General features: G+C 31.2%; 20 protein-coding genes. 15 read left to right on the top strand and 5 right to left on the bottom strand.

Features of this window, described 5'->3' with window-relative positions; all coding sequences use genetic code 11:
• The first annotated feature begins 55 nt into the window (after positions 1 to 55).
• The 8 genes from ACWI69_RS03555 (at position 56) to ACWI69_RS03520 (ending at position 5665) form a co-directional block, all read left to right on the top strand.
• Positions 56 to 535 carry an AmiS/UreI family transporter gene (locus ACWI69_RS03555; protein WP_448820477.1) on the top strand — a complete coding sequence of 160 codons (480 nt, stop codon included), beginning with the start codon at positions 56 to 58 and terminating at the stop codon, positions 533 to 535.
• A gap of 32 nt (positions 536 to 567) precedes the next feature.
• Complete coding sequence (locus tag ACWI69_RS03550; protein ID WP_448820476.1) at positions 568 to 870, top strand: urease subunit gamma; 303 nt, start codon at positions 568 to 570, stop codon at positions 868 to 870.
• A 30-nt stretch (positions 871 to 900) separates the two neighbouring features.
• Positions 901 to 1209 carry an urease subunit beta gene (gene ureB, locus ACWI69_RS03545; protein WP_448820475.1) on the top strand — a complete coding sequence of 103 codons (309 nt, stop codon included), beginning with the start codon at positions 901 to 903 and terminating at the stop codon, positions 1207 to 1209.
• Between the two features lie 12 nt (positions 1210 to 1221).
• The gene (gene ureC / locus ACWI69_RS03540) at positions 1222 to 2940 is read left to right on the top strand and encodes an urease subunit alpha (protein ID WP_448820474.1); all 1719 of its coding nucleotides are present in this window, start codon (positions 1222 to 1224) and stop codon (positions 2938 to 2940) included.
• Between the two features lie 73 nt (positions 2941 to 3013).
• Complete coding sequence (locus ACWI69_RS03535; protein ID WP_448820473.1) at positions 3014 to 3487, top strand: urease accessory protein UreE; 474 nt, start codon at positions 3014 to 3016, stop codon at positions 3485 to 3487.
• Positions 3480 to 4193: an urease accessory protein UreF gene (locus ACWI69_RS03530; RefSeq protein WP_448820472.1), complete on the top strand. Its 714-nt coding sequence runs from the start codon at positions 3480 to 3482 to the stop codon at positions 4191 to 4193. Before ACWI69_RS03535 ends, ACWI69_RS03530 begins: the two co-directional genes overlap by 8 nt.
• A 24-nt stretch (positions 4194 to 4217) precedes the next feature.
• A complete protein-coding gene (gene ureG, locus ACWI69_RS03525) occupies positions 4218 to 4829 on the top strand; it encodes an urease accessory protein UreG (protein WP_448820471.1) in 612 nt (203 codons plus the stop codon).
• A complete protein-coding gene (locus ACWI69_RS03520) occupies positions 4805 to 5665 on the top strand; it encodes an urease accessory protein UreD (protein WP_448820470.1) in 861 nt (286 codons plus the stop codon). The genes ureG and ACWI69_RS03520 overlap by 25 nt, the downstream gene beginning before the upstream one ends.
• Positions 5666 to 5711: 46 nt before the next feature.
• Here ACWI69_RS03520 and ACWI69_RS03515 read toward each other — a convergent pair whose 3' ends face one another.
• From ACWI69_RS03515 to ACWI69_RS03495, 5 genes are read right to left on the bottom strand one after another with little or no spacing between them, the layout of a single operon-like run.
• A complete protein-coding gene (locus ACWI69_RS03515) occupies positions 5712 to 6335 on the bottom strand; it encodes an ABC transporter ATP-binding protein (protein WP_448820469.1) in 624 nt (207 codons plus the stop codon).
• Positions 6316 to 7275: an ATP-binding cassette domain-containing protein gene (locus ACWI69_RS03510; RefSeq protein WP_448820468.1), complete on the bottom strand. Its 960-nt coding sequence runs from the start codon at positions 7273 to 7275 to the stop codon at positions 6316 to 6318. Before ACWI69_RS03510 ends, ACWI69_RS03515 begins: the two co-directional genes overlap by 20 nt.
• Before the next feature lie 8 nt (positions 7276 to 7283).
• Positions 7284 to 8111 carry an ABC transporter permease gene (locus ACWI69_RS03505; protein WP_448820467.1) on the bottom strand — a complete coding sequence of 276 codons (828 nt, stop codon included), beginning with the start codon at positions 8109 to 8111 and terminating at the stop codon, positions 7284 to 7286.
• A 6-nt stretch (positions 8112 to 8117) separates the two neighbouring features.
• Entirely contained in the window at positions 8118 to 9107 is a 990-nt protein-coding gene (locus ACWI69_RS03500; RefSeq protein ID WP_448820466.1) for an ABC transporter permease, read from the bottom strand.
• Positions 9104 to 10660 carry an ABC transporter substrate-binding protein gene (locus tag ACWI69_RS03495; protein ID WP_448820465.1) on the bottom strand — a complete coding sequence of 519 codons (1557 nt, stop codon included), beginning with the start codon at positions 10658 to 10660 and terminating at the stop codon, positions 9104 to 9106. The genes ACWI69_RS03500 and ACWI69_RS03495 overlap by 4 nt, the downstream gene beginning before the upstream one ends.
• Before the next feature lie 143 nt (positions 10661 to 10803).
• Between ACWI69_RS03495 and ACWI69_RS03490 the strand changes: the two genes are divergently transcribed.
• The 7 genes from ACWI69_RS03490 to ACWI69_RS03460 form a co-directional block, all read left to right on the top strand.
• Positions 10804 to 13572 carry an EAL domain-containing protein gene (locus tag ACWI69_RS03490; protein ID WP_448820464.1) on the top strand — a complete coding sequence of 923 codons (2769 nt, stop codon included), beginning with the start codon at positions 10804 to 10806 and terminating at the stop codon, positions 13570 to 13572.
• A gap of 22 nt (positions 13573 to 13594) precedes the next feature.
• Entirely contained in the window at positions 13595 to 13906 is a 312-nt protein-coding gene (locus ACWI69_RS03485) for a hypothetical protein (protein ID WP_448820463.1), read from the top strand.
• A gap of 70 nt (positions 13907 to 13976) precedes the next feature.
• Complete coding sequence (locus ACWI69_RS03480; RefSeq protein ID WP_448820462.1) at positions 13977 to 14561, top strand: hypothetical protein; 585 nt, start codon at positions 13977 to 13979, stop codon at positions 14559 to 14561.
• 30 nt (positions 14562 to 14591) lie between these two features.
• Positions 14592 to 15761 carry a MalY/PatB family protein gene (locus ACWI69_RS03475; protein ID WP_448820461.1) on the top strand — a complete coding sequence of 390 codons (1170 nt, stop codon included), beginning with the start codon at positions 14592 to 14594 and terminating at the stop codon, positions 15759 to 15761.
• A 29-nt stretch (positions 15762 to 15790) separates the two neighbouring features.
• Complete coding sequence (locus tag ACWI69_RS03470; RefSeq protein ID WP_448820460.1) at positions 15791 to 16408, top strand: PTS transporter subunit IIC; 618 nt, start codon at positions 15791 to 15793, stop codon at positions 16406 to 16408.
• Complete coding sequence (locus ACWI69_RS03465; protein WP_448820459.1) at positions 16374 to 16664, top strand: PTS sugar transporter subunit IIB; 291 nt, start codon at positions 16374 to 16376, stop codon at positions 16662 to 16664. The genes ACWI69_RS03470 and ACWI69_RS03465 overlap by 35 nt, the downstream gene beginning before the upstream one ends.
• Before the next feature lie 127 nt (positions 16665 to 16791).
• Positions 16792 to 16900: helix-turn-helix domain-containing protein (locus ACWI69_RS03460; protein WP_448820521.1), on the top strand; the 109-nt coding region annotated here is incomplete at its 3' end.

Genomic DNA, 16900 nt, shown 5'->3' with positions numbered 1-16900 from the left:
GAAAAGTTATTATATATTTGTATAATCCTAAAATTAGAAGGGAGGTGAAAATTATATGTTAGGTGTGGCTCTGTTGTTTGTGGGTATAGTTTTAATAAGTAATGGTATGTGTAGACTTTATAATGTGGATGGTAAAGCATTGTCCATAATGAATCTTTTTACTGGTGGAATAACTTTAGTGTTAAATATTGTTCTTATAGCAAGAGGTGATTACTATAGTGGTGCAACTGGATTACTATTCACTTTTACATACTTATATATAGCTCTAAATGGAATTTATAACTTGAATCCTATTCCTTATGGATGGTTTAGTCTATTTGTTACGATAAATACGTTACCAGCAGGGTGGTTAGCTTTGAAATCTGATTGGAGAATGAGTGCTATATGGTGGCTTTGGGGTATCCTATGGTTAACAGGTTGGATAGAAACAGTTCCTAAGAAAAATTTAGGTAAGTTTACACCTTTACTATCAATATTTGAAGGAGTAGTAACAGCTTGGATTCCAGGATTTTTGATGTTAATTGACATGTGGTAGAGTTCTATTTTATTAAATGAGGTGGTAAATATATGTATTTGACAACAAGAGAAAAAGAGAAATTAATGATAAGTGTTGCAGCTGAGGTTGCGAGAAAAAGAAAAAATAGAGGAGTTAAACTAAACTATCCGGAAACTATAGCGTATATTTGTGATGAAATAATAGAGGGTGCAAGAGACGGAAAAACTGTAGAAGAGCTGATGTCATATGGTCAGACATTATTAAAAAAAGAGGATGTAATGGAAGGAATAGCGGAGATGATTCCTTTAATTCAAGTTGAGGCAACATTCAGAGATGGAACAAAATTAGTGAGTGTACATAATCCAATACAGTAGTTATAAATTTAAAATAAGGAGGAGGCATTTATGATTCCAGGTGAATATATATTGGCAAAGGACAAAATACTTTGTAACAAAGGTCATGAAGCAATAGAGATAGAAGTAATTAACAATGGGGATAGAGCAGTGCAAGTAGGAGCATATTTTCACTTTTTTGAGGTGAATTCTGCCTTAGATTTTAATAGAGAGATGACTAGAGGAAAAAGATTGGATATACCTTCTGGAACAGCAGTAAGATTTGAACCAGGAGATAAAAAAGTTGTAAAACTGATTGATTATAGCGGTAAGAGAAGAGTTTTTGGATTTAATAATAAAGTTGAGGGATATTTAGACTAGGAGGTTCAAATTATGAGTTTTGAAATGGATAGAAAAAAATATTCAGATTTATTTGGTCCTACAACGGGAGATAGTATAAGACTTGGAGATACAAATTTATTTGCAAAAATTGAGAAAGACTTAACTGTATATGGAGAGGAATCAAAATTTGGAGGAGGAAAAACTTTAAGAGATGGAATGGGAATGAACCCTATAGAAACTCGAAGGGGAAATCCTTTGGTTGCAGATACAATAATAAATAGTGTTGTAATAATTGATTATACTGGAGTATACAAAGCTGATATAGGAATAAGAGATGGGAAAATAATAGCTATTGGAAAAGGTGGAAATCCAGGAATAATGGATGATATAGATTTTGTTGTGGGAGCGAGTACAGAGGCTATTGCAGGAGAGGGACTTATAGTAACTGCTGGTGGAATAGATTCTCATGTACATTTAATAACTCCTGATATAGTTCACGCTGCCCTAGATAATGGAATAACAACTATAGTTGCAGGTGGAACTGGACCTGCAGATGGAACACGTTCTGCAACAGCAACTCCAGGAGCTTGGCATATAGAAAGAATTTTACAAGCTCATGATGGATTACCTATAAACATAGGAGTTTTAGGTAAGGGAGCTGGAGATAATGAAGATGTTATAATTGAGCAAATAGAAGCTGGAGCTTGTGGGTTAAAAATTCATGAGGATTGGGGAGCGACACAAGCTGGAATAGATTATACTTTAAGAGCAGCGGATAAGTATGATGTTCAAGTAGCATTGCATACTGATTCATTAAATGAAGGTGGATTTGTTGAGCATACGTTACAAGCGATAGCAGGAAGAACAATACATACCTATCATACAGAGGGTGCAGGAGGAGGACACGCCCCAGATATAATGGTAGTAGCAGGACATCTAAATGTATTACCATCATCTACAAGTCCAACAAATCCATATGGAATAGATAGTGTTCCAGAAGAATTTGATATGCTAATGGTATGTCATCACTTAGATCCAAAAGTTCCAGAAGACGTAGCTTTTGCAGATTCTAGAATAAGAAAGCAAACAATTGCAGCAGAAGATGTATTACAAGATATGGGTGTTATAAGTATGATGAGTTCCGATACTATGGCCATGGGAAGAATTGGTGAAGTAAATATGAAAACATGGCAACTGGCTGATAAAATGAAAAAACAACGCGGACCTTTGGAAGGGGATAGTGAATACTCAGACAACACTAGAATAAAAAGATATGTAGCTAAATATACGATAAACCCAGCTATAGTTTGTGGAATAAGCAAATATGTTGGATCGGTGGAAGTTGGCAAATATGCAGATTTAGTTTTATGGGAACCAAAAATGTTTGGAACAAAACCAATGATGATATTGAAATGTGGAACAATCTCTTATGGAGTAATGGGGGATGCAAGTTCGAGTTTACCGACTACAGAGCCAAGATTAGTTCGTGAATTATATGGAGCTAAAGGCAAAGCTCTTTCTCATTCTCACATAACTTTTGTGTCAAAATATGCTTATGAACACGGAGTGAAAGAGAAACTAGGATTAGAAAAAATTGTTTTACCAGTTGAAAATTTAAGAAATCTTACAAAAAAAGATATGATATTTAACGCAGAGTTACCAGATATTGTAATTGATCCGCAGACATATGAGGTAACAATAGATGGCAAGTTGATAACGTGTGAGCCATTTGAAGAGTTTGCATTAGCACAAAGGTATTATTTGTATTAAGTAAAAAAATCAGGCAGGAGAGTAGTCTCCTGTCTGAAATTACAGTCTAAATAAAATATATGTAGGAGGGAATATGTTATTTGAGAAAATTTTGGGAAACATAAACGATATTGATGACAGAGATAACTATGAGATAGAAAAAATTATTATAAAAAGTGATGATTTAGAAAAAAAAATTTTAAGAGTTGAATCCGTAAATGGAAATGAGTATGGGATTAGCTTAAAAGAGAGTGGAGATAAACTGGAAAATGGTTCAATATTATATAATGATGGGATAAAGATAATATTTATAGAGACAGATTTAGAAAAAGTTTTGGTTATTTCCCCCAATAATATGAATCAAATGGGAGAGATTGCTCATTTTTTAGGGAATATGCATACTCCGATAAAAATAGAAAATGAAAAAATTTATCTACACTATGATAAATATTTAGATAACACATTAAAAGAAAAAAATTGTCCTTTTGATATAGAATATTTAAAATTTAAAAAAGCCTTGAGACATATTGAGCATAGTCATGGGCATCACGGGCACAGTCATGATTAAGAGCAATGAGAATTCAATTACAACTTGGCAATTATTAAATATATTACAAGTTTGTGATTCTGCCTTTCCAATTGGATCTTTTAACCATTCCTATGGAATGGAAACCTATTTGAGGGAGAATGTTATATGTGATGCTCACACATTTAATAGATGGTTAACAATGTTTTTTGAAAATCAATATCTATATAATGAAGGATTAGCAATAAAATTAGTTTATGAAATATTGGAAAAAGATGAAATAAATAAAGTTTGGGATATAGATCAACTTTTAACGGTACAAAATGTGGCTATGGAAAGTAGAGAGGGTGCAAAATTAGTAGCTTATAGAAAATTGGATGTTGTATTAGAACTTTTTGAGGTGGATTTACTAAAAGAGTATAAAGAAAGAATAGAGGAAAATATAAGTTATGGGAACCCAGCAGTTGTTTTTGCAATTTTAATGTATTATCTAAATGTAAAAAGAGATGTAGCAATTGTAGCATATGGATACAGTGTGGCTTCAACTTTGGTTCAAAGTGCTGTTAGGGCGATACCATTGGGACAAAAGGATGGTCAAAGAGTGCTCCAGGACTCGCTATCGACATTAGAGAGTATAAGGGAGGAGATTGAAAAACTATCTATCGAGGATTTAGGATACAATATTCCCGGATTTGAAATATCTCAAATGAATCACGAAATACTGACATTTAGATTATTTATGTCATGATAAAAATTAGGAGAGTGATTATAGATGAAACCAGTTGTAATAGGAGTTGGAGGACCTGTAGGTGCAGGAAAAACTTTATTAGTTGAAAGAGTCACTAGAAAATTAAATGGTGAATATGAGATGGGTGTAATAACAAATGACATCTACACAAAAGAGGACGCTAAGTTTATGGCAGAAAATTCAGTTTTAGATAAAAATAGAATAATAGGGGTTGAAACTGGTGGTTGTCCTCATACTGCAATTAGAGAGGACGCTTCAATGAATTTTGCCGCTCTTGATAAGATGAAGAAAACTTTTCCAGACCTGGATATAATTTTTTTAGAGAGCGGGGGAGATAACTTAGCAGCTACATTTAGTCCAGATTTGGTGGATTTTTCAATATATATAATAGATGTTGCACAGGGTGAGAAAATTCCAAGAAAAGCAGGTCAAGGAATGATAAAAAGTGATCTATTTATAATAAATAAGATAGATTTAGCACCATATGTTGGTGCAAATCTAAAAGTGATGGAAGAGGATACACTTCATTTTAGGGATAAAGGAACATTTATTTTTACAAATTTGAAAACAGATGAAGGAGTAGAGGAAGTAGTGAAGTGGATTAAGAAAAATTGTTTATTAGAAGGATTGAGATAGCTATGGAAAAATATGATGGAAAAATTGAAATTATATTGGAAAATCATCCTCTGAGAAACGAAACAGTTATAAAAAAAATCTATCATGAAGGAGTATTTAAAGTTTCTCCTACAATACACTTGGATAGAGAAAAAATCCCATGTTATTTCTTAATGCATTTAGGTGGTGGTTATTTAGAAGGGGAGCGCTGTTATAACGATATACATTTAAAAGAAAATACAAGAACTATAATAACAACTCAAGCACCAACAGTGGTTTATAAATGTGAAAATAATATTCCTGCCAAACAGATTTCAAAAATATACCTTGAAAAAAATAGTATATTGGAATATATGATGGATAATACGATACTCTTTAAAAATGCAAATTTTGAGCAAGAAACAGATATATACTTAGATTTTACCTCAACTTTAATATTAGCTGAGGGAATAACAGCGGGATGGTCTTCTGATGGGAAACCGTTTCAATATAGATTAGCTAAAATGAGAAATAAAATATATTTAGATAATAAGTTGGTATTGTTAGATAAACTTTTGTTGTCTCCGGGGAAAAATGATCTGTTTTCAATGGGACACTTTGAAAATTATCTAAATTATGGAACAGCAATTATAATAGATTCGAGGATAGATTTAGAATATGTGGAAAAATTACGAGAGCATTTACAACAATATGATGTAGATGTAAAATATGGTGTGTCAAAGTTAGAAATACCGGGAATTGTAGTGAGAGCTTTAGGAAATTTGACACAGGATATTCAAAAGATAATCTATGGAGCTACGAATTATTCAAGGCAGGAATTACTGAAGTCCTGTGAATTAGATTTAAGGAAACAATGAAATAATTCAAAAAACTAATAAAAGCCATGATTTACTGCCATGGCTTTTAACTATTTTGTTCAATGAGTTCTTTTAAAGAAAGTTCTTTATCAGAAATTTTTTCAATTAAAGGCTGTGAATGACTTATTATAACAATGCCGATATCTTCCTTTTCGCAAAACTCCAAAATAACTCGCCAAATTTGACTTTGAGTAATTAAATCAAAAATTGTTGTAATTTCGTCAGCCAGCAAGAATCTGGTTTTTTTATTTAAAACACGAGCTATACAAAATCGTTGAAGCTCTCCTCCAGAAAGTTCTCTTGGGAAACGATTGAGCCATTTTTCTTGGATTCCCAAATTTTTTAAAAGTTCATCATTGATTTCACCAGCTTCTTTTAGAATCTGTTTCATTCTAAGTCTGGGGTTGAGAACCTGCTCTGGATGTTGCCAAATCATTTGAATAGGACAATAGCCTTTAAGTTTATGTACAGGGATATCATCTAGAAGAATGGCACCATTATTAGGTATTTCATATCCAGAAAGTATTTTGCATAAAGTGGTTTTACCAAAACCACTAGGAGCGGTTATGGCGATTCTTTCCCCACTTTTAATACTAAAATTTAGATTAGTAAAAATATTTTTTCCATTAGGAGAGTGACTAAAAGAGATATTAGAAGCTATTAAGTGCATTTTTTTCCTCCTTTTCCAGTAAGCATCTCACAAAACCAGAATTTGTTTTTTTCCAAGGGATATCTACTAAACAATCACAGTTAGCATGGGAACAGTTATTATAGAAAGAACAACCTTTTTTATCAGAAGTTGATAGAGGGTATTCCAAAGAGAATGAATGAAAACCATTTTGAGGCATAGCATGAAACAGTGCTTTTGTATAGGGATGATTGAGATTATCTACTGAAGAAAAATCGTCTGTAGAAATATCTTCAATAGTTATCCCATCATAAAAGACAACAATTCTATTAGCTATTTTTAGTGCCATATCTAAATCATGGGTAATTATAAGAACTCCCATGCCCTCGTTAGCTAGCTCTTGGAAATGTTCTGCAATATGTTTTAAGGTTTTGGAATCTAATCCAGGGGTAGGTTCATCTGCCAAAATAAGTTTAGGAGAACTATAGACAGCAGTGGAGATAAGTACTCTACGAATCATTCCACCAGAGAGCTGAAAAGGATACATATTGGCAATCTTTTCATCCAATCTATATTTTTTAAGAATCTCAGAGCATTTTTGTTTTGCTTTAAAACTATTATCTCCTTTCCTAATTTGTGGTCCAATTTTCATTAGAGGATTTAGATAGGAAATACTTTGAGGAATCAAAGCAATATTTTTACCTCGTTCCATTTTCTTTTTTTCCTCTGTCAATAGTTCTCCACAAAAATAAATTTCTCCGTTTATATGAGCATTGTATGGTAAAATACCTAAAATGCTATGAGCTAATAAGCTTTTGCCTGAGCCACTGGCACCAACAATAGCAACAATCTCTTTTTCATGCACAGATACATTCAAATTATGTATAGTTTGTAGTGTCTCTTTTTTTAAACCATTATATTGAGTGAAAGAGATAGATAAATCTTTAACTTTAAGTATCTCTTTGTTGACAGTTTTATCCATACACCCTCCTACTTGTGAATTTGATTGACATTAAAAATTTTACTGAGATTATGCCCTGCATAATCAAATAATATAACTGTTAAAACTAAGAAAAAACCTGGAAATAGACCTAACCACCATTTACCGGTAGAAAGATATCTCATACTTTCTGATAAAATTATACCGATTGCAGGTTGTTCAGGTGAAAGTCCAAAACCTAGAAAAGTGACACTGGCTTCATGGAGTATAGCATGGGGAAATAATAGAATAAGACCTAATAAAAATTGTGGAAGTAGATGTGGAATCATATGATTTTTAACAATATGAAATCTACTAACTCCAAGTTTTTGAGAAGCTGAGATGTAATCACTATTTTTAAGAGATAGAACCTCACTTCGGATGACTCTAGCAAGGCTTGGCCAATGAGTTAGGGTAACACCAGTGACCACACCTAAAAATCCTTTGCCACACGCAAAAGATATCAAAATTAATAAAAGAATATGAGGAATTCCCATGATTAAATCGATCAGCCAAGTTACAATTCCATCAGCTGTTTTACCACCAAATGCAGCAAGAGTACCCAAAGAAAGAGCAATAACAGAGCTGATACCAGCTGTTATAATACCTATTCGAATACTCATTGACAGGCCAGAGAGTGTTCGAGTGAACATATTTCGTCCCATCCAATCAGTTCCAAATATATATTTGGTATTAGGTGAAATATTAGTTTGAGTAAAGTCAACTTTTAAAGAACTTTCTGAAAAGTACCAACCTAAAAGTGTTATTCCAGTTAAGAAGATAAATGTAAAACTAAGCATGATAGCATCTTTTTGTTTGTTATTTACTTTAGCTAACATATAGAATCACTCCTTCTTCTTTTTTATTCCTATTCGAGGATCAACTACTCCATATAAAAAATTCGCAATGAAATTACCTAAAAAAACAACCGTAGAAATAATAACAGTTATAGCCAGTAAAAGAGGAACATCTCCTCCAAGTCCAGCTTTGACAGTTGCCTGACCAAGACCGGGATAGGAAAAAACAGTTTCGATTAAGACAGAACCACCAAATATTTCACTTATAGATACAAATTGTAGTGTTATAGCAGGCAATAAAATATTTCTAATACAGTGTCTAAAGATTATACTAAAAGTATTTTCTCCACGAGCTGTAGCAAATAAAACATAATCGCTATCTAAAACTTCAATCATTTTTTCTCTAGTATGCAATATTATTGCTGATGAATTGATAAAAATAAGTGTAATAATTGGTAAAATGGCATGGTGTAGTCGATTACTAAAAGTTACATTAGAAAAATCAACTCCTATGGGGACACTCATTCCAATTGGAAAAATATCCAACCAAACTGAAAAAATAATAAGTAGGAGTAAAGCGAACCAAAAAGATGGAACACTAGCTGAGACTAAAGCATACTTATGAATAATGTGATCAATAACTCTATTTCTTTTAAAACCAGCTAAAACACCTAAGAAAAATCCTAAAAAACCGGATAAAAACCAAGCTATACCCATTAACCATAGAGAGTTCGACAATCTTTCTTGAAGAATTTGAACAACAGGTCTTCTATATAAAAGAGAGATGTTCATATCTCCTCTTAGAAAATCTTTAATCCAAGATAGATAACGTTCAATAAGAGGGGTGTTAACTCCCCAATAATCTTGAATTTTTTTTAGTTGTTCGGGAGACATAGATCCTTTGATAGTTTGACCTAAATTCATTTGTATAGGATCAAGTGGTGACAATGAAACTAAAATAAAGGAAATTAGACTGACACAAAAGATTAAAAAAACAGCCCTAACTATTTGTTTAATAATGGAGGTATAAATTTTCATTGCTCTTTATTCCAAGACCATTGATCGACATTATTAACAATTGACCATCCGTGTCCATGAGGGTGTATTTTTTGCTCTGCAACATTGAGACCATTTTTAATCCAATATAGATGATCAATATTGACGAGCCAAATCCAGGGAATATCACCGGAAACTTTTTCTTGAGATTTTTTCCAAAGTTCAAAAGATTCTGTTAAATCATTTGTGGCAAGAGCTTTGTCCATCAGTTTGTCTACCTCTTTATTGGAATATGGAGAATACGTAGCAAAATTGCTGTTTGGTGCTGTATGATAGATGTTATACATCTCCATAGGAGTATGAGCTCCCCATCCCCAAACTAAAGGTTCTGACTGTGCTCTAGTATAGGCAGTATCCCAACCAACACCTTCAAAAGTTACGGCTATTCCTAAATCTTTAAGTTGATTGGATGTTTCGGCAGCTAGAGCTTGTCTAACAGAGTCATTTGCAGGATATAAAAGATTAAATTTAGCGGGAATACCATTTTTTTCTCGAATACCATTTTTTCCAACTTTCCAACCAGCATTGTCTAAAATCTCTTTTGCTTTTTCAGGATTATAGGCAACGATAGTTTCTTCATTGAACCAGGGCATTTTATCAGCAACACTGTATGCAGGAGTTCCATAACCTTTTAGAATATATTTTATTAAACGTTCTCTATCTAACCCAATATTAATAGCTTGACGAATAGCCAAATCGCTAGTTACATCATTTCCTATATTCCCATTTTTAGGGACAGTTGGAAGATTAAAAGTACGATTATCAACAGAGTGAGCAGCAAGAATATTATAATTTTTAAGATTTTCTTGTGAAAGAGATGGTGTTGTATATGCCACGTCAACTTTATTAGCTTTAGTTGCGGCAAAAGCGGCATCTTCGCTCATAAATAAAACGATAACATTTTCAATATTTGGAGCTTTTCCATAATAGTTAGGATTTGCTTTTAGAATAACTTGTTGTCCTTTATCCCATTGTTGTAAAATGTATCTACCAGAGCCGATAGGGTTTTGACCGTAATTTTCATTGTAGGCGTGTTTAGGAACAACTCCAACACTACTCATACTATAGGGCCAAATTGAATAAGGTTTATCCATATAAAAGATAACAGTTTTATTATCTTTAGCTTCAGCTCTATTTAGCATAGTAAAGTCATTGACTGTACTTAGCTCCTTCACTTTATTATAAGTAAATGCGACATCTTCTGCGGTTAAAGGTTTTCCATCAGTAAAAAAAACATCATCTCTAATTGTTACAATCCACTGAAGTCCATCTTCTGAAACTTTTATATCTGTTGCTAAATCATAAGCAATTTTTAAATCTTGAGTTGTTGTAGTAAGTGTACTTTGAATAAGGGGTTCATGGACGTGTTCGCCAGCTCCCCATCCAAACGCAGGGTCAAATCCACTTTCTGGCTCTGAAGAGTTTCCCATAACGATTACAACGGTATTATCTTGTGCATTAGCTTTTAAGATATTAGAAGTGGTAAATAATATAAAAATGGTGATAAAGAGCTTATAAAATCTCCTGTTTAACATATCATCATCCTCCCCGAAATAAAATATAAATCCTATAGAAAATATACAAATAGTTTAATAAAATTCCTTCATAAAAAATATAGAAAAAAAGTGGAAAGCAAGATATAATTTAACTAAAAGATGTTAAATAATTGGGGGGAAAAATGGGGATAAAAAGAATGCTTTTGGTTTTCTTTTTAAGTTTTAAATTTGTAATTTCTCTAGATATATATGTTCCTAAAAATCAAAAGGAGAAAGAATATCTTCAAGAATTAAGAAAAAAACAGTTAATTTTGGGAATGAAAACGGACTATTTCGCAGAAGATAAAATAGATGGTGAATCCCTAAATGATATTTTAGAGGAGTTATTAGGGAGTTATTTACAGCTAAATATAAAGATGAGAAAAGGAAATTGGGACACGATATATAATGAATTCCAGAATGGTAAAATTGATATTCTAAATTTTTTATCTAAAACTGATGATAGAAATAGTTTTGCAGTATTTACAAACAGGGTTTTTGATGAAGAATTAGTTGTTGTATCCAGAGAAAAAATTTTGAGTACAGTAGGGGACTTAAATGGGGTAGAGATATATGTGACTAAAAATAGTATCTATGAACAATTTTTGGAAAGATTTAAATCGAGAAATGAGTTAGAAATGAAAATCATTAGAATTGATGAAATAGATACAAAGAATACTAAATATTTTGCAAAAACAAATTTAAGTGCGATTGGGGAATCAAATAAACTAAATATTGGTAGATTACCTGAGGCTACAATTGGATTCAGAAAAGAGTATGAAAGTTTAAAGAATATAGTAAATAATGCTTTAGAGGAGAAATATAGCAAAAAGATAGAGGAGTGGTTAAAAAAACGTGGAGATTATATATTCAAAAATAAATTTTTGACCTCTTTAACTGATGAAGAGAGCGAATATTTAAAAAATTTAGAACCTTTAAAAATATCCTATGGGAACATTGAAAATGTTAGTAGTTATTCCTCTTTGAATAAAAAATTTGTAGGAGTTCTTCCAGATTTATTAGGTTATTTATTTAGAAGATTAGATATAAATATAGTTCAAAAAGAAAACATAGAAAAAGTTGAGTGGGTAAATATTTATGATGAATTCAATAGAGGTGAAATTGATGTTTTAACTCTTTCTAAAACTGATGAAAGAGAGAAAAAATTTATATTTACCAAAAAAATATATGATTTAAATATCTATCAGATAGAGAATCTAAAAAATTTAGCAAGTAAAAAGATAGTGGGCGTTATAAAAAATTCGATAGAAGAGAGTGTTGCTAAAAATCATTTTTTAAAAAATGATATAAAGATTTATTCTAATAGAAACAAGATGTTATCAGATTTGAAAAGTAATAAGATAACTACAGTTTTATCTTTAAACTCGGATGTATATGATAAAAAAAGATTCAGTATAAAAATACTTGAAAATGTACCCATAAATTTAGCTTTAAATAAAGAAAGAGGAATATTAAAAAATATTTTAAATAAAGCTATATTGGAAATGGTAGATTTAAAAGATATTCTTAGAACCTCGGAGTTAGATAAAAAGAAAGAGATTTTACAGGAACAAGAGAAGCATAAAGAACTAATTGCGGTAGTTGTCTTAGGCTGTATTGCTCTATTATTATTAGTAGCATATCAAAGTTTTAAGGTAGTTATACACAAGAAAAAAAATAAAGAGCTATTAAAAGATGAGTTAACAGGACTATACAGTCGAAGAGTTTACAATGAATTTTGTAAAAATAATAGTGATATAAGTGGTTGTACCCTTCTTATGGATTTAAATAATTTTAAATCATTGAATGATACATTTGGGCATGATTGTGGTGACGAAGTGTTAGTTGAGGCAGGAAAAGTTTTAAAAGCCGTTTTTACAAATGACTATGTATTTAGAATATCAGGAGATGAGTTTTATATATTTTCATGTTATACAGAAGATATAAAAAATAAGGTGGAAAGATTGGAAATTCTTTTTAAAAATTCAAGTTTGATGAGAAAATATAATATATCTTTTAGTTTAGGGTATTATTTTAAAAAAGAGAAAAACTCGATGGAGTATGCTTTTAAATATGCAGATTTGGCTATGTATTCAGCAAAAAAAAGTAAAAAAAGCTGGTCAGAGGAAGCGACATATAACTTCATAAAAAATATGAGAAGAAAAAAGATAATAGAAAATATGATTAATATATCGATTGAAACAGAACTTTATCCGGTGTTTCAAAAAAAATATGATTTAAAAAGTGGACAAGTAATAGGAGCGGAGGCTTTTACAAGATGGGAAAGTAAATTATTAGGACAAATTTTACCGGAAGAGTTTATCCCAATAGCAGAAAGTTTAGGAATAATTTATAAGATTGACTATAAAGTTGCAGAACAAGCTATAAGGAAAACGAGGCAACTTCTTGATAAAAACTATGTGGATAAAGATTTTAGAATGTCTTTTAATATGTCGATTGAAACTCTTAAAAGAAAAGATGTAGTGGAACAAATATTTAATCTTTTAGAAAAATATTCCTTAGATGGAAGAAATTTAGAGATAGAGATAAGCGAAAGTACATTTTCAGAGGGAATAGAGGATATTATGATAAAATTAAATTTTTTTAGAAGAAGAGGAATATACCTTTCAATAGATGACTTTACAGCTGATTACACAACGATAGGACTTTTAACAACTTTACCAATAGATGTTGTGAAGTTTGATAAGTCGTTAATTTTCAGTGTGAAAAAAGAGAGTGAGAGAGGAAAAAATATCTATTTAGGATTGACAAATATGATAAAAAGTCTAAAACTTAAAGTATTAGCTGAAGGGATAGAGGAGAGAGAACAATTTGAATTTTTAAAAGAGATAGGAATCAGTTATGGGCAAGGATATTATTTTGGAAAGCCTGAGAAAGAATTACAAAATTAAAAAGAGGATAGAGAGGTAAAAAATGAAAGAAAAAATATCAGCTTTAGGGCAGTATATAGTAAAGCAAACAGGAAAAAATTTCAACTTTAAGATGATAAAACCAGATGGTTATTATAAAGGAGTCTTATTTTCCTATGATACAGATGACTATTTGGTTTCAAGTGATAGAATGGAGCTTTTAAGTACAATTGAGTTAATTTCTATTAAAACTGCAAAAGATTATCCGGTTAAATTAGTGAGAAGATACACTCATAGTAAGTTTGATAAGATTGGAAAGAAAAAAGAGGATACAATTGTAATCAATGGAGTAAAGTTTTTCATTATAAAGCTGTAGTTGTAAATGTTTCTTATTCGGGGTATAATATAAGTAAAATCAAAAAATATTTGATTTTTTGGAGGTAGCAATGAAATCTCACTCAAAATTAAAGTGTCCAGAAATTATTTACAATGAATTGGAGCAATTTATACATTCTAAAAATTATGTTTTTTTAACTCGTGAATTAGATCATAATATACAGATAAGAAAATACAATATTAATGATTCTTTTGAAACAGTTGTAAAGTATATAGATTTACACGGAGGAAAAATTGTGTATGGAATGTCGATTTTAGAATCGGATATTTTATTTGAAAAGCAAGTTTTTGCAGTCTGGGAAGCTCCTGATAAAACGCTTCATCATGTTACAAGAGGGTCGAATATGAAGATAATGTTCATTCCAAATAAAAACCCGTATGAGGTTCCAAATAATTATATCAGTGATTTTCATAATCTTTTTTCTATGAGAGAAGATAGCTGTATAAAAGAGTTTATAGCTAGTAAAAGACGTTTTCAAGAGTTGATGTCAAAAACAACGAGTACACTTTCCGAAAGTGAGATGAATGATATTTGTCGTTATGGAAATTTGTCAGCTTTAGAGAGAAATACTAATAAAAAAATAGAGAAGGATACTGATTTAAAAGATAGAATTTTGAAGAGAATTAAAAAATAAAGTTTTGTAAATGGAGTTGAAAATTAAGAAATGAAATATAATTTTGATGAAGTTATTTCTAGAGTAAATACTAGATGTGCAAAATATGATGAACGAATAAAAAAGTTTGGGACAGATGATTTAATACCTCTTTGGATAGCAGACATGGACTTTAAGACTGCTCAGCCAATTATAGATGCTTTAAAAAATAAAGCTGAAGAGGGAATATTTGGTTATGTTTCAAGACCAGAGAGTTATTTTGAGGCTGGATGTGATTGGCAAAAGCGAAGAAACGGTTGGGAGATTGATAAAGCACTATGTTCATTCTCTATTGGAGTAGTTCCTGCTATGACAGTAATGGCTGAAATTTGGTGTAAAAGTGGAAGTAGTATTTTGATTCAACCGCCAATATATGGAGAGTTTTATGAAATAGTTCAAAATTCAGGTAATCATGTAATAACAAATCATCTTGTGGAAAAAGATGGGAAATGGTCTATTGATTGGGAAGATTTTGAAGATAAGATAAAAAAAGTATCTATGTTTTTATTTTGTAGTCCGCACAATCCATTAGGTATAGTATGGAAGAAAGAGGAGATTGAAAAAATTGTAAAACTTTGTGCGAAAAATAATGTTTTATTAATAAGTGATGAGATACATTCAGATTTAATTTTTCATGATAAAAAATTTATTCCGACAGCAACGGTAAGTGAGTTAGCTAAAAAAACAGTGGTAACTTGTTTTTCAGCAACAAAGACATTTAACTTAGCGGGACTACAAGCGTGTACTGTTGTTTTTCCAAATAATAAGTTGAAAAATGAGTTTGATAAATGGTGGATTTCAAAAGATATTCATCGTAATAACTCTTTTTCTTCTGTTGCTATGGAGGTAGCTTATAACGAAGGTGAAGAGTGGTTAACTCAGTTATTACCATACATTAGTAGTAATTTTGATTTTGTGGTTAAATATTGTAAAGAAAATATTCCAAAAATTAAAACTTATGCTCCTGATGCGACATATTTAATGTGGTTAGATTGTAGATCCTTAAATTTAAGTAATATAGAGTTAGAGAGATTTATGATTGAAAAAGCAAAACTTGGTTTAAGTAGTGGGACAGCATTTGACAAAGAGTTAAGTGGATTTATGAGATTAAATGTTGCTTGTCCGAAAAGTGTTTTAAAACAAGCATTAGAGCAATTAAAAAAAGCAGTTGATGAATTATAAAAAAGCCAAGAGGATTAGAAATAGTCTTCTTGGTTTTTTATTTGTTGAAAAATTTATATGTTATAATGGAAAATAACGGAATGATTATTTTCTTTGGAACTATTCTAGGAGTATTGGGTGAAAGTTATATGAGAGTGGCAGATGCAACTAATTTTGGGGCAAGTTTAAATTTTATAACTTATGTGATATCAAAGTCGTTATATTTTTCGGTTTATCTAGCAATTTTAATGACAGGAGTAAGAATGTTTGTAAGCGAACTTACTGAATCTTTCCAAGGTATTTCAAATAGAATTTTACTGGGAGTTATGCCAGCAGTAGATTGTGCAGCTGCATATGGATTTGGGTCTCCAAACGCAGTGCTATTTGGATTTATATTTGGAGCAATTGGGCAATTTATTGCGATAGCAGGACTTTTAGTATTTAAGTCACCAATTTTAATTATCACAGGTTTTGTACCTGTTTTCTTTGATAATGCAACAATAGCAATATTTGCAGAAAAAAGAGGTGGAGTTAAGGCTGCTATGATTTTACCTTTTGTATCAGGAATACTTCAAGTTGTTCTTGGAGCTGTAGCAGTGGCACTATTTAAACTTCAAGGTTTTGGCGGATGGCATGGGAACAAGCATGATGATGAAATTAAAAGCTAAAGGAATACTTGATAAACATAAAATACAAAACACTTGTGAGAACTGTAGTATTGGACAGGCTAAAGCAGGAATATCAATGTATGATATAGTTATTGCTTCCACACATTTAGCGTCACAATTAAATACAAATACGAAAACGAAAATCATTGCTTTAAAAAATATATTAGATGTGAAGAAGATGGAAGCAGTTAGATGTTTAAGGGCACTTTATCAAAACGCCCTGAGAAAACCTCTTCCTCTATTAGGGAGAGGATGAATCAGGGCAATCTTTTTAGTTTTTAGTTCCTTTAATCGAATATATAGCTTAATAGTTTCTATTGTTTTTTTCTAAAATATGGTATAATCAGACCACATAAATTTTTAATTTTAAGGAGGTGAAAACTATGAAGACGTATAACTTAGCTTTTAAATATAGAATCTATCCTAATGAAACTCAAGCGAATACAATTAATCAAACTTTTGGTTGCACTAGACTTGTGTATAACAGATTCT

Source organism: Cetobacterium sp., assembly GCF_977044495.1.
This window is presented reverse-complemented; position numbering and strand designations above follow the sequence as displayed.

What these genes read in the sequence shown, in the direction of transcription:
- ACWI69_RS03555 (WP_448820477.1), top strand. Translation starts at nt 56, where the DNA reads ATGTTAGGTGTGGCTCTGTTGTTTGTGGGTATAGTTTTAATAAGTAAT.
- ACWI69_RS03550 (WP_448820476.1), top strand. Translation starts at nt 568, where the DNA reads ATGTATTTGACAACAAGAGAAAAAGAGAAATTAATGATAAGTGTTGCA.
- ureB (WP_448820475.1), top strand. Translation starts at nt 901, where the DNA reads ATGATTCCAGGTGAATATATATTGGCAAAGGACAAAATACTTTGTAAC.
- ureC (WP_448820474.1), top strand. Translation starts at nt 1,222, where the DNA reads ATGAGTTTTGAAATGGATAGAAAAAAATATTCAGATTTATTTGGTCCT.
- ACWI69_RS03535 (WP_448820473.1), top strand. Translation starts at nt 3,014, where the DNA reads ATGTTATTTGAGAAAATTTTGGGAAACATAAACGATATTGATGACAGA.
- ACWI69_RS03530 (WP_448820472.1), top strand. Translation starts at nt 3,480, where the DNA reads ATGATTAAGAGCAATGAGAATTCAATTACAACTTGGCAATTATTAAAT.
- ureG (WP_448820471.1), top strand. Translation starts at nt 4,218, where the DNA reads ATGAAACCAGTTGTAATAGGAGTTGGAGGACCTGTAGGTGCAGGAAAA.
- ACWI69_RS03515 (WP_448820469.1), bottom strand. Translation starts at nt 6,335, where the DNA reads ATGCACTTAATAGCTTCTAATATCTCTTTTAGTCACTCTCCTAATGGA.
- ACWI69_RS03510 (WP_448820468.1), bottom strand. Translation starts at nt 7,275, where the DNA reads ATGGATAAAACTGTCAACAAAGAGATACTTAAAGTTAAAGATTTATCT.
- ACWI69_RS03505 (WP_448820467.1), bottom strand. Translation starts at nt 8,111, where the DNA reads ATGTTAGCTAAAGTAAATAACAAACAAAAAGATGCTATCATGCTTAGT.
- ACWI69_RS03500 (WP_448820466.1), bottom strand. Translation starts at nt 9,107, where the DNA reads ATGAAAATTTATACCTCCATTATTAAACAAATAGTTAGGGCTGTTTTT.
- ACWI69_RS03495 (WP_448820465.1), bottom strand. Translation starts at nt 10,660, where the DNA reads ATGTTAAACAGGAGATTTTATAAGCTCTTTATCACCATTTTTATATTA.
- ACWI69_RS03490 (WP_448820464.1), top strand. Translation starts at nt 10,804, where the DNA reads ATGGGGATAAAAAGAATGCTTTTGGTTTTCTTTTTAAGTTTTAAATTT.
- ACWI69_RS03485 (WP_448820463.1), top strand. Translation starts at nt 13,595, where the DNA reads ATGAAAGAAAAAATATCAGCTTTAGGGCAGTATATAGTAAAGCAAACA.
- ACWI69_RS03480 (WP_448820462.1), top strand. Translation starts at nt 13,977, where the DNA reads ATGAAATCTCACTCAAAATTAAAGTGTCCAGAAATTATTTACAATGAA.
- ACWI69_RS03475 (WP_448820461.1), top strand. Translation starts at nt 14,592, where the DNA reads ATGAAATATAATTTTGATGAAGTTATTTCTAGAGTAAATACTAGATGT.
- ACWI69_RS03465 (WP_448820459.1), top strand. Translation starts at nt 16,374, where the DNA reads ATGGGAACAAGCATGATGATGAAATTAAAAGCTAAAGGAATACTTGAT.